Here is a 13011-nt window from a genome sequence, read left to right as displayed (position 1 = left end):
AGGTGACTATTGTATGGAAGCTGATATAGCAAAAATGAAAGAACAAAAAAGCCCTTCAGCGATAAACATTCTTTTAAGAGAATTATTTCGGGACAAGCTGGCACTTGTTTCACTTATATTTCTTATATTAATTACTGCTTTTGTATTTGGAATATCCATTTTTTTAGATAAAAACGAGATTGTATCCGTAGATTTATTTGCAATTAATACACCGCCATCAGATCAATTTATTTTAGGAACTGATTATGGAGGGCGGGATGTATTTGGACAATTGATTATTGGGACACGTAATTCCCTGGCAATTGGAATTTTAGTTACATTAATTAGTGGAGTTTTTGGAATAGCCTATGGGGTCATATCAGGTTATTTTGGAGGTCAAATAGATAATGTACTTATGCGTGTAATTGATTTCTTTATGGTTTTACCGTTTTTAATGATTATTATTGTTTTTGTATCGATGACCCGGGACTATAGTGTTGTCACCTTCTCGCTGATTATGGCAGCTTTTTCGTGGATGGGAATCGCCAGATTAATACGTTCAAAAGCGCTGCAGGAGAAGGAGCTCGATTATGCCCAGGCATCAAAAACATTAGGAACATCCAATTTTAATATTATTTTCAAACAGGTGTTACCAAATATTACATCTTTAATTATTGTAACGATGACATTAAATCTGGCAGCAAATATTGGACTGGAATCAGGGTTGTCCTTCCTTGGATTCGGTTTTCCGGAAGATACACCAAGCTTGGGCACATTGTTATCTTATGCCACTAATCCGCAAACATTGGAATTTCGCTGGTGGATTTGGGCTCCGGCAGCAATATTGATCTTACTATTGATGCTTGCGGTGAGAAATGTCGGGGAGGCATTAAGAAGAGCTGCTGATGCCCGGCAGCGCCGCGGGTAATTCTTAGCTTATTACTTTCATCGGCTCCTAATACAGAGTTAGATGTTGAGTATATATTTACTGGTAGTCCTTGCCAGTTAGAAAAACATATTATAAGGGGAGGTTACAAGGATGAGAAAAGCAACGATTAGCAAGGCTTTATTTATCATGATGCTGATGATGTTTCTTGTGTTGGCAGCATGTAGCAGTGGATCTGATGATGCTGATGACAGCAGCAGTGATGAAGGAAATGGAGAAAGTGAAGATACTGGATCTGATTCCGAAGATACAGATGGAAAGGTATATGATATAGCAGATTTCAGCCCGATAAAAGAGGGAGAACCGATGGACGGCGGGAATCTGAATTTTGGTCTTGTAGCAGATTCGGTTTTTGCAGGAACATTAAATTATAATTTTTATTCGGATGCCTATGATTCCGAAATAATTGATTGGTTCGATGAGGGACTTTTAAGTGTAGATGACACTTTCAATTATACTCAAGATGGTGCAGCTACTTGGGAAGTGAATGATGAGGGAAATGAATTTACTTTTACAATTCGAGATGAAGTTAATTGGCATGATGGAGAGCCGGTAACTGCAGAGGATTGGGAATTTGCCATTGAGGTATTGGCTGACCCGGACTATGATGGCCCACGTTATGGTGATGTAACGAGCATTGTTGGGGCGGAAGAATACCATGATGGAGAAGCAGATAGTATTGAAGGGCTAGAGGTTATTGATGATAAGACATTGAAAATGACCTTTAAGCATGCAACACCTTCCTTATTATCAGGAGGAATATGGGGATACGCATTACCGAAGCATATCTTTGAAGACATTCCGGTAGCAGATATGTCTTCATCGGATGAAGTGCGCGTTAATCCAATTGGAATGGGACCTTTCAAAGTAGAATCTATTACTCCTGGAGAGTCTGTAACTTTTTCAAAAAATGAAGATTACTGGAAAGGGGAGCCAAACCTGGATACAGTAACATTGAAAGTAATTGCTCCTGAAACAGTGACACAGGCGCTTGAAACAGGTGAAGTAGATATGGTCGATTCTTTTCCTACAGATCAGTATCCTGATGTGGAAGAGTCGCTTACCAACGTTGAGTTTTTAGGAACTCTCGACAGATCTTATTCATATGTCGGATTTAAAATGGGTACATGGGATAAAGAGAATGGCAAGGTAGCAATGGATTTAGAAAATTCAAAAGTCGGTGATGTGGAATTACGCCGGGCAATGTGGTATGCATTGGATAATAATGCAGTTGGAGAACGTTTTTATAACGGATTACGCTGGAATGCAACTACATTAATGCCTTCTTTCTATGAAAATTATCATGATGACTCTATTGAAACACCAACTTATGATCCAGATAAAGCAAATCAAATTTTAGATGATGCCGGTTATGAAGATGTAGATGGGGATGGCTTCCGTGAAAATCCAGATGGAGAAGAGCTCGTGCTTAATTATGCTTCTATGGAAGGCGGAGATACAGCAGAACCATTAACAAACTACTATATTCAATCCTGGGAACAGATTGGAATTAAGGTAGAAAAAACTGATGGACGTTTATTAGAATTTAATGACTTCTATGATCGAATTGGACAGCAAGGTAATGATGATCCGGATATTGATATTTATTCTGCTGCCTGGAGCGTAGGAACAGATGTAGACCCGACCGGTTTATGGGGACCAAATGTAATCTATAATTTCACTCGCTGGGAAGATGAAGAAAATACCCGTTTACTAGAAGAAGGGGTTTCCGAAGAGGCGATGGATTTAGAATATCGAGAAGATGTATATAAGGAATGGCAGGAATATATGGTAGACCAAGTTCCTGTATTCCCGACGGTTTATCGTGCCAAATTAGCTCCGGTTAACGAACGTGTCGTAAACTGGGATATTCGGGACGAAGCTACCGAATTAGAACGCTATGAAGTTGGGGTCACTCAAGATGAACCAGTAGTGGCTGAATAAAAACAATAGAAAAGACTCGCAGTTTGTGAGTCTTTTCTTTTACTATATTTAAATGAAATGGATGAATATTTGTTCGTTTATGAAAAACTAAAACTGTTAAACTTCCAGGAGGGATTTTATTTTGGATAAAATTAGAAATCGAACTGAAGTTAGTAATGTCATTTATGCTTCCAACATGAGCACTCCTACATACATGGAAAGTAAATAGTTAGGTTAAAAAAATAATGTTAAAAAAACTTTTTAAATCGAACCTTTTAAATACATTATCCAACCAAAACTTTTTCAGGTTTTGGTTAGGACAGTCTGTTTCTGTTTTTGGAGCTTCTATGTATCAGGCAGCATTGCCCTTTTTAGTCTTCCATATAAATGGCGGAGCTGCTGAGCTGAGTCTTGCTAATACATTTTATATAGCCCCCCAGGCAATTGTGTTAATATTTGGAGGGGTTTTTACTGACCGCTGGAATCGAAAATATACATTAGTAATCACTGATTTAATCAAAACTTTAAGCGTTTTCCTTATTTTTCTGCTTTTGTTATTTGGTGAATTAAAAATGTTTCATGTTTATGGGCTGACCGCATCTCTTGGAATTGTAAGCACATTTTCCCGGCCGACAACAAGAGGTATTATTCCACAATTAGTGCGGAAAGATCAACTGGTTAACGCAAACTCCTTAAGAGCTATCTCAAGGCAAGTCAGTCAAATGCTTGCACCTGTGGCAGGAGGATTCTTAATTTCAGCTGTTGGTATATTTGTTGTATTTGGCATTAATACTTTTACTTTTTTATTTTCAGCATTATTTATATCAACTATCCATCTATATCATAAAACAGCTAAAACAAGTGACGAGAAAGACAATAAGCAAAGCTATTGGAAAGACTTAGCAGATGGTTTTAAAACAGTTAAATCGATCAACTGGTTATTTATCGGTATTCTTGTTTCTTCTATTAACAATATTTTCGTCGCATCTTTTGATGTTATTGCCCTCCCAATCTATATTAGAGAAACCTTTCAAACTGCTGAACTTTCAGGAGCTGAAGTCTACGGATTTACTTTATCTTCCATGGCCATTGGAGCTTTATTAAGTGCTTTTTGGATGGGGCGGCAGAAAAACCTCCCTTCCCGGGGGATTCTATACTATACTTTAATAGGCTTTACAGGAATCGCTGTATTTTTATTGACATTAAGTCATTCCATAATTATTACACTGTTTATTACTACAATTATTGGATTTTTAATGACCACATTTATCATTGTGTGGGAGAGTTTACTGCAGGATCTTATTGATAATGATAAATTAGGTCGGATAACAAGCATTGATATGTTTGGAGGACTTGTTTTGCTTCCTGTCGGTTATTGGATTTTTGGTTTTCTAATTGAGGCTACCAATGCGGCACTTGTTATTAAAATAACAGGTTTAGGTATTATTCTTATGGCCGGTATTCCAATGCTGTTTTCATCTGTGCGAAAGCTTAAGTAAATATCCGATAATCGTCCATTTCTAAAAACTCTCATATACGCTATAATGGATACGGATACATAAAACGAGACTTCATTCAGGAGGAATTCATCGTGAACACACAAGATCAACTAAAAAAAGCTGTCGGCGAAAAAGCCGCATCATTAGTAAAGGACGGTATGAAAGTAGGTATAGGGTTCGGATCAACAGTATATTGGTTTGTACGTGCTTTAGGTGAAAGAGTAAAGCAGGAAGGTTTAGAGATAGAAGGAATTCCATCCTCTATTATGACAGGGGAATGGGCCAAAGAATTTGGAGTCCCTTTGACAGATTTTGAAACCACAAAAGAGTTGGATATAACGATTGACGGATCAGATGAGGTAGATCCGGATTTTCAGTTAATCAAGGGCGGCGGAGCAGCATTATTCAGGGAAAAAATTATTGCACAGGCAGCGAAGAAATTAATTATTATTGTGGATGAGTCAAAGATGGTAGATCATTTAGGAGCATTTGCATTGCCGGTAGAAATTCTGCCGTTTGCCTGGGAACGTACAGCCTATGAAATAGAGAAGCTGGGATGCACTCCCGTACTTCGATTGAAGGATGGAGAGACGCTTATCACAGACAATGGAAATTATATCGTGGACTGCCCGTTTGAAAAGATTAAGGATCCGGCAGGTTTAGACCGGAAATTACAGTCCATAGTCGGAGTTGTTGAAACAGGATTATTTATTGATATGGCTGACACTGTTATTATCGGCGGTTCAGAGGGTATCTCTATTAAGGAAAAGTAAAGCACAAATAAAAAGGATTAACTTTGGTATTGCATAAGTGCAACGTTTTTTTCAAAAAATCCTCCTGTTTGTTCACGAACACGCCCAAAAGAGCATAAGCTAATGAGGAGCTGGACAGTTTGCCAGAGAGGATGATGAGATTTGTGTGGAATTACCGGATTTATCAGCTGGGATAAACGGGCAAGTGACGAGCGTGAAATACTAGAAAAGATGACAAATACATTATCTTTGCGCGGTCCAGATGCAACGGGTTATTGGCTGGAAGGTCATGTTGGATTCGGGCATAAACGTCTTTCTGTTATAGATTTAGAAGGCGGGAAGCAGCCAATGCAGAAAGAGTCGGAACATAAGAAATATGTTATCTGTTATAATGGAGAGCTTTATAATACAGAAGCATTACGTAAAAGTTTGATGCAGCGGGGGTATACTTTTACTACATCCTCCGATACAGAGGTGCTGTTAACCAGCTATATGGAGTGGAAGGAAGACTGTGTAGACCATTTGAATGGAATTTTTGCGTTTGCTATTTGGGATGATGCGGCAGAGAAACTGTTTATTGCACGGGATCGCTTAGGGGTAAAACCGCTTTTTTATAGTGAGAAGGGAAAAACGTTTATATATGGCTCGGAAATAAAGGCACTACTTGCCCACCCGCAGGTAACAACCAATATTGACCGTACCGGTCTTTCTGAAATTTTTGGCCTAGGACCGTCAAGAACACCTGGACATGGGCTCTTTAAAGATATTGATGAATTAAGAGCCGGGCATGCGATGACCGTGACCAGAGCAGGAAAAAAGGTTTGGCGTTACTGGAACCTGGAAAGTAAAGAGCATAAGGATTCTTTGGAGGAGACAACAGAAAAAGTACGGACTCTATTCATTGATTCAGTGGAGCAGCAGCTGGTATCAGATGTTCCGGTAGCAATTTTCTTGTCAGGCGGTTTAGATTCCAGTGCTATTACAGCTATCGCTGCAAAACATTACAAAGAAAACGGGCTGGGCGCTTTATCTACCTTCTCATTAGATTATCAGGGAAATAATAAGTATTTCCAGGCGAGTAAGTTTCAGCCCTCCAGTGATCAAAAATGGATTGAAAAAATGGTGGAGACTTTCTCAACAGATCATCATGAAGAAGTAATTACTGGGCTGGAGCTTGCATCCTTATTAAAAGAAGCGGTAGAGGTGAGAGATCAGCCGGGGCAGGCAGATATTGATTCTTCCTTATTATGGTTCTGCCGTCAAATGAAGGAGCATACAACAGTAGCTTTATCAGGAGAGTGTGCAGATGAAGTATTCGGCGGGTATCCCTGGTTCCATGATCCAACCGCAGCGGGAGACAGCTTTCCGTGGATACGTTCATTAGACGGAAGAATTGGTTTACTGCATGATGATTGGCAAAGTAAATTACAGATTGCAGACTATGTGCAGGACAGATATCAAGCAACGATAGATGAGACCCCGCGTCTGGATGGCGAAAGCAAGGCCGATGCCAGACGGAGAGAATTGTTTTATTTAAATATGCAGTGGTTTATGTCTCAGCTGTTGGATAGAAAAGACCGGATGAGCATGGGAGCAGGGCTGGAGGTACGTGTTCCATATGCAGATCATCATCTGGTCGAGTATGTCTGGAATATTCCCTGGGAAATGAAGATGGCAAATGGACGGGAGAAAGGTATTTTGCGGAAGGCAATGGAAGGAATTTTGCCACAGGAGGTTCTTTATCGGAAGAAGAGTCCTTATCCAAGAACCTTCCAGCCGGAATATACAGAGCAAGTGTCCCAGTGGATGCGGAAAATCTTAACCGATTCAGAAGCAAGAATCTTTGAATTTTTAAAGAAAGACAAGGTCGAAAGAATTGTAGAAAGCGCCGGGGCAGAGTTTAAAGATCCCTGGTACGGTCAACTGATGCGCGGTCCGCAATTGATCGCACATCTCTGCCAGATTGATTATTGGCTGAGAAAATATGATATAGAGGTTAGTGAGTAGAGTGACTGTTTAATAGATTGAAAAAGGAAGCGTATGATGTCAAAGGTAATTTATAAACTGATATCATACGTTTTGTTTTGCTTTAAACACTTATACAGTGTTTGCTGCGGCTGTGATTATTCAATCTGTGAAACTCATTAGAACAATAGCAGCTACATTTAATTCAACAAATATCTAAAAACTTAGAAAAAGCTGTATTGACGTGAAATTTGTCGAATGGTAAGATATTATCATGCTTTAACACTTTAATAGGCTGAAAAAGGAGCGTTCAGAATTTATTATGTTTTTTAAAGAACAGTATCAGCAGATAAAAGACTTTGCAGAGGACATTTATCATCATCCGGAACTGGGTTATAAAGAGCAGCGGACAAAAGAAAATATTATCCGCTTTTTGAAGGAAGTTAATCCCAATATTGAGATTGAGCATTTCAGTACCACGGGCTTCAAGACCACATTAGGTCCAGAAGACGGGGATACTCATATTGCTTTTATTGCCGAGCTGGATGCAGTGTATGCTCCATCACATATGTATGCAGATAAAGAAACAGGGGCGGCTCATAACTGCGGCCATTATACGCAGGTGGCCATTGCACTTGCTGTTTACCGTTATTATGTGAAAACGAATGCCAGCAGAAATTGGAAAAATAAAATAACTTTTGTCTTTGTTCCGGCGGAAGAATATTTAGATTTAGTTTACCGGGACGAATTAATCGAACAGGGAACCATCACACATTATGGCGGGAAGCCGGAGGCGATGAAGCTTGGTGTGTTTGATGATATTGATTTAGCTATTTGCGTCCATGCCATTGGTGGGGAATTTGATAATAGAACAGTGAATGTGAATTGTGATTTAGCCGGTTTTCTTTATAAGAAATATACCTTTAAAGGAAAAGCAACACATGCCGGGTTTGATCCATTTTCCAGCAAGAACGCATACAGCATGTCAACAGTTTTTAATACAGCAGTCGGTCTAATGAGACAGCAGCTGGATGAGAAGGAACACGTCCGTATTAATCCAATTGTGATGGGATCAGATATGTCTACTAATGTTATTCCGAATGAAATTACGGTTGGTACAGATCTTCGGACCAAAACAGTTGATTATTTAAAAGAAGCAGCAGTAAAGCTGGATGATGCAGCCAGAGGCAGTGCCATTGCCTTGCAGGGAGAAGTAGCGACACAGACACAAATGGGGTACCTGCCTTTTATCCAGGACAGATATCTATCAACCTTTGCGCAGTCTGTATTTAATAATTTTTCAGAAATTGACGAAATCGATAATGAAAGCTTTATTAGTGCGGCTGGAGATATTGGTGATTTGTCCTATATGATTCCATGTATTCAAATTGGATACAGCGGCTTTACTGGAACAATTCATGGAGATGATTTTATTGATGTGGATCCAGAATTTATCTATCGTATCTTTCCGGAATTTGTTGCGGAGGTATTAGAAAATATCGATAAAAATGTAGATAAGAAAAAATTGTACAAGCGTTCTTATTCGGAATACCTTTCCGTCATTAACCAAATTGTTGATTAATCCAACTAATTACATTTAGGAATTGAGGAATATATATGGTTAAAAACTTTATTTACTTTTTAGTTTTTGTACTAGCGATCATTGCTGCGGCTGAGCTGATTGGGATTCAGGCCATTTCGATAGGCTCCATGACCATCTCTATGCTCCCCTTAGTATTTGCGATTGCAATTGCTATGATTCTTGCTTTGCCGTTCTTAAGGAAAGGTATTCTGAAAAAGATTTATAGTAAGAAGAATGTTGATTTTGCCAGTAAATACTTAATTTTTATTATGCTGCCTTTGATGGCCAGATATGGATCAGATGTGGCACCGCAGATTCGGGAAATCTTACAGGTTGGCTGGGTGTTTATCATTCAGGAAATTGGTAACCTTGGTACGGTTCTTATCGGGCTGCCGATAGCTATATTAATCGGTTTGCGCCGTGAAGCAATTGGAGCAACATTAGGAATAGGCAGAGAAGGGGAACTTGCTTATATCTCTGAAAAATATACGCTGGAATCTCCTGAAGGGCGGGGAGTTATCTCGCTCTATGTTATTGGTACGTTGTTTGGAACGATATTCTTTAGTATTTTTGCACCTATTTTACTTGATTTCGGATTTCGGGTCGAAGCGCTGGCAATGGCGTCCGGGGTAGGATCAGGAAGTATGATGAGTGCAGCGTCTGCAACACTGGTTGCGAGAGTTCCAGAAATGGAGAGTACGATTTTAGCTTATGCTTCAGCCAGCCAGCTGTTAACAAGTTTTATAGGAACCTTTACCATGGTATTTCTTGCGGCCCCGTTACAGCAGTTTATGTATAAGTATTTAGTTAGAGGTGACAAAAAATGAGTCCGACAATGCGCCGTTATGTCCGTTATGCTTTAGTACTGTTATTAAGTGTAGCATTAATTTTATTTGCACAGGAAATTAAGTTAATCAAAAATCCGGACTCTACACCAATTACATCCATGACCTTTGTCGGTTTAGGCATCCTTTGGTTATTTTCTTTTATCGGCGTTATTATTGCCGATTTAATGAAATTGGTTCCGATTAAGGTTATTCGTGATTTCCCGATTTTAGGCTGGGTGTCTATCACATCCCTAACCATGTGTCTGGTCTCAGACTTTTTTGTTGAAGCAATTCAGGCTGTTGATTTTCTGGCTATTACAACACCGATTCTGACTGTTGCCGGAATTTCTGTAGCGAACCGCCTTGTTGATTTGCGAAAAACATCTTGGAAAGTCGCAATTGTAGCTGTATTTGTTTTCGCAGGTACTTATGTATGCAGTGCCTTATTAGCACAGCTTGGACTTTTCCTCGCTGGTAATTAGAGTATTCCAAAAGGCTTTTCCTATTACAAAGGTAGGAAGGGTCTTTTTTTATACAATTAACAGAAGAAGAAATGTACGGTCTGGCAAGAACACATACAGATTCAAGAACAAATATGATAGACTAGAAAGATAATAGAATAAAGCATATTCCATGTATATTTGCCGGAATATACTGTTTCTCCGCAAAAAATAGAAATACCTCTGAAAGGATGAGCAGATGGAGCATATACATAATAAATTTAATCCTTATGCAATTGCAAGAGAATCTGTATACGCAAAAAAAGGAATGGTTGCCACAACACAGCCTTTGGCGGCAGAAGCAGGTTTGGAAATCCTGAAAAAAGGAGGTAATGCCATTGATGCTGCTATTGCGACAGCGGCTTGCTTAACAGTTGTAGAGCCTACTTCAAACGGAATTGGCGGAGATGCCTTTGCGCTTGTATGGACAAAGGGAAAATTACACGGATTAAATGGCAGCGGAAGATCCCCGGAGAATATTTCCATAGAAGCAGTAAAAGAAAAAGGATATGATGCTATTCCAAAATTCGGATGGATTCCTGTTACGGTACCGGGTGTGCCTAAAGCATGGGCTGAATTATCCGGACGTTTCGGCAAGTTATCGTTGAAAGAAACCCTGCAGCCGGCTATCCGTTATGCCCGTGAAGGATTCCCGGTTTCACCGATACTGGCCCGCTTTTGGAAAAGAGCGTATCAGATGTATAAAAAGGAAGAGGGACATGATTTTACAGCATGGTTTGAAACCTTCGCACCAAATGACAGGGCTCCAAAAGTAGGGGGAATCTGGAAATCAGCTGATCATGCGGCTACGTTAGAAGAAATTGCAGGAACCAATGCAAAATCATTTTACGAAGGAAATCTGGCTGAAAAAATAGCACAGGCTTCTAAAGAAGCAGGTGGATTTTTAACGAAGGCAGATTTAAAAAAATGTGAAGCAGAATGGGTAGATCCGATAAAAGTAAATTATCGAGGCTATGATATTTGGGAGATCCCTCCGAATGGGCAGGGGATTATTGCACTGGAGGCATTGAATATTCTGCAAGGACTTGAATTTACAACAAAAGAATCCGTGGATACATATCATAAACAAATGGAAGCGATCAAGCTGGCTTTTGAAGATGGGAAAAAGCATATTACCGAGGAACCGAAGATGCGCTATACGACGGAGCAGCTGCTGAGTGATCAATATACAGCTCAAAGAAGAGCCCTTATTGGTGAGGAAGCGATTCTTCCTGAAGCGGGCGAGCCTTCTGGCAGTGGAACAGTCTATTTAGCCACAGCTGATGAGGAAGGAAATATGGTTTCCTTTATTCAAAGTAATTATATGGGGTTTGGTTCAGGTATCGTTATCCCGGGGACAGGTATTGCTATGCAAAATCGTGGTTTCGATTTTTCAATGGATAAGACGCATATCAATGTATTAGAAGGCGGAAAAAAGACCTTTCATACAATTATCCCAGGTTTTGTTACTAAGGATAATGAAGCTGTTGGCCCGTTTAGCATCATGGGCGGTTTTATGCAGCCTCAGGGTCATGTACAGATTGTAATGAATACGATTGATTTTGGGCTTCACCCGCAAGCCGCTTTGGATGCACCAAGATGGCAATGGATGAAAGAGAAAAAGATAGAGGTAGAGAATCGATTTTCTTATACAATTGCTCAAGAATTACGGCAAAAAGGGCATGATATTCAAATACAGCTGGAGCCGAACAGTTTTGGGCGCGGGCAGATTATCTGGCGTGACCCGAAAACAGGCGTGCTTGCCGGAGGGACAGAGTCACGTGCAGATGGACATATTGCTGTATGGTAGGTAAATGAAAAATGGTGTAGAGAAGGGTTATATTCATGAAAAAGCAATGGGATATTTTTATTGCTTTCTTCCGGGTAGGAATGTTGGGCTTCGGCGGCGGGCCGGCCTCCATTCCGTTAATGCGGAAGGAAGCAGTTGAGAAGTATAAATGGATGGATGAGGACGAATTTATTGATATGCTGTCGATCAGTAATACTTTGCCGGGACCAATAGCCACAAAATTGGCAGGTTATATCGGCTATCGTGTATCAGGCTGGGTAGGAATGCTGAATGCGTTAATTGCTTCTGTTGTTCCAACCGTTTTATTGATTATTATTTTATTAAGAACATTATCAGAGGTTCGTGAATTTGATTGGGTCAAAGGCATGACAGCTGCTGTTGTGGCTGTTGTCGGTATGATGATGGCTGTCCTTACCTGGCAATTTTTATATAAAGCGGGAAAAGGGTTGGGCTGGTTGACGGCTTTCATTATGCTTGCTATTATTTTTGTTGTTTTAAATATCCTGCATATTCATCCGGGAATCGTGATTGGTATCCTCTTAATTATCGCATTTGCTCTTCCGGTAAAGAAGAAAGAGGAAGAGGGTGAACGCTCATGATTTTTTGGGATATTTTTGTTGCCTTCTTTCTTCCTGGTGTTCTTGGATATGGAGGTGGACCAGCGTCTATATCCTTAGTGGAGAATGAAGTGGTACGTAATTATGGATGGATGTCTGTGCAGGAGTTTGGAGAAGTACTGGCATTTGCTAATTCCTTGCCGGGACCAATTGCTACAAAAATGGCGGGGTATGTCGGTTATGAACTGGGCGGTGTGCTTGGTTCCTTTATTGGGATTTTTGCTACGGTTGCTCCTTCTTTAATTTTAATGATTGTACTGGGAGGAATTTTACTTAAATATAAAAAGTCCAAACGAGTACATAGACTGACTGTGTTTGTACAGCCTGTCATTGCTGTACTGCTGGGAGTGATTGCATGGAATTTTTGGACGGAAGCGTATGTCAGTATTGGCTTATTGCAGACTGCAATCATTATTCTAATCAGCTTTTATTTGATAGAAATTAAACAGGTTCACCCGGCTTTTGTTATAGCGGGGGCAATGCTGTATGGGGGCTTTTTCCTGTGAAATGAATGAAAATAAAATATTGCAGAGAGCTAGAGACATTTTGTTGGAGAAGATGAGACTTCTTTATCTGACAGATGTCTTTTCGCATTGATAAATAACATTTTT

Annotated in this window: 11 protein-coding genes; all 11 read left to right on the top strand. The window is 39.9% G+C overall.

Annotated features, from left to right (window positions below; genetic code table 11):
* Positions 1-13 precede the first annotated feature (13 nt).
* Positions 14-907, top strand: a complete 894-nt coding sequence (locus IEX29_RS00835) for an ABC transporter permease (RefSeq protein ID WP_188732631.1) — start codon at positions 14-16, stop codon at positions 905-907.
* 111 nt (positions 908-1018) lie between these two features.
* Positions 1019-2869, top strand: a complete 1851-nt coding sequence (gene opp4A, locus IEX29_RS00830; protein ID WP_188732630.1) for an oligopeptide ABC transporter substrate-binding protein — start codon at positions 1019-1021, stop codon at positions 2867-2869.
* A gap of 224 nt (positions 2870-3093) precedes the next feature.
* Positions 3094-4347: an MFS transporter gene (locus IEX29_RS00825; protein WP_188732629.1), complete on the top strand. Its 1254-nt coding sequence runs from the start codon at positions 3094-3096 to the stop codon at positions 4345-4347.
* 92 nt (positions 4348-4439) lie between these two features.
* The gene (gene rpiA, locus IEX29_RS00820; RefSeq protein WP_188732628.1) at positions 4440-5120 is read left to right on the top strand and encodes a ribose-5-phosphate isomerase RpiA; all 681 of its coding nucleotides are present in this window, start codon (positions 4440-4442) and stop codon (positions 5118-5120) included.
* Positions 5121-5261: 141 nt separating this feature from the next.
* Positions 5262-7106 (top strand): asparagine synthase (glutamine-hydrolyzing), encoded by a 1845-nt coding sequence (asnB, locus tag IEX29_RS00815; protein WP_188732627.1) that lies wholly within the window; start codon positions 5262-5264, stop codon positions 7104-7106.
* Positions 7107-7386: 280 nt separating this feature from the next.
* Complete coding sequence (locus tag IEX29_RS00810; protein ID WP_188732626.1) at positions 7387-8646, top strand: M20/M25/M40 family metallo-hydrolase; 1260 nt, start codon at positions 7387-7389, stop codon at positions 8644-8646.
* A gap of 35 nt (positions 8647-8681) precedes the next feature.
* A complete protein-coding gene (locus tag IEX29_RS00805) occupies positions 8682-9473 on the top strand; it encodes a DUF3100 domain-containing protein (protein ID WP_188732625.1) in 792 nt (263 codons plus the stop codon).
* Positions 9470-9955, top strand: a complete 486-nt coding sequence (locus tag IEX29_RS00800) for a DUF751 domain-containing protein (protein ID WP_188732624.1) — start codon at positions 9470-9472, stop codon at positions 9953-9955. Before IEX29_RS00805 ends, IEX29_RS00800 begins: the two co-directional genes overlap by 4 nt.
* A 217-nt stretch (positions 9956-10172) precedes the next feature.
* Entirely contained in the window at positions 10173-11783 is a 1611-nt protein-coding gene (locus IEX29_RS00795; protein ID WP_188732623.1) for a gamma-glutamyltransferase family protein, read from the top strand.
* 35 nt (positions 11784-11818) lie between these two features.
* Positions 11819-12382 (top strand): chromate transporter, encoded by a 564-nt coding sequence (locus IEX29_RS00790; RefSeq protein ID WP_188732622.1) that lies wholly within the window; start codon positions 11819-11821, stop codon positions 12380-12382.
* Entirely contained in the window at positions 12379-12906 is a 528-nt protein-coding gene (locus tag IEX29_RS00785; protein WP_188732621.1) for a chromate transporter, read from the top strand. The genes IEX29_RS00790 and IEX29_RS00785 overlap by 4 nt, the downstream gene beginning before the upstream one ends.
* Positions 12907-13011: the final 105 nt, after the last annotated feature.

This window comes from Oceanobacillus neutriphilus, assembly GCF_014645515.1.
GTDB lineage: Bacteria > Bacillota > Bacilli > Bacillales > Amphibacillaceae > Oceanobacillus > Oceanobacillus neutriphilus.
Note: the sequence above shows the minus strand (reverse complement) of the source record. Positions and strands in the feature narration are given on the sequence as shown.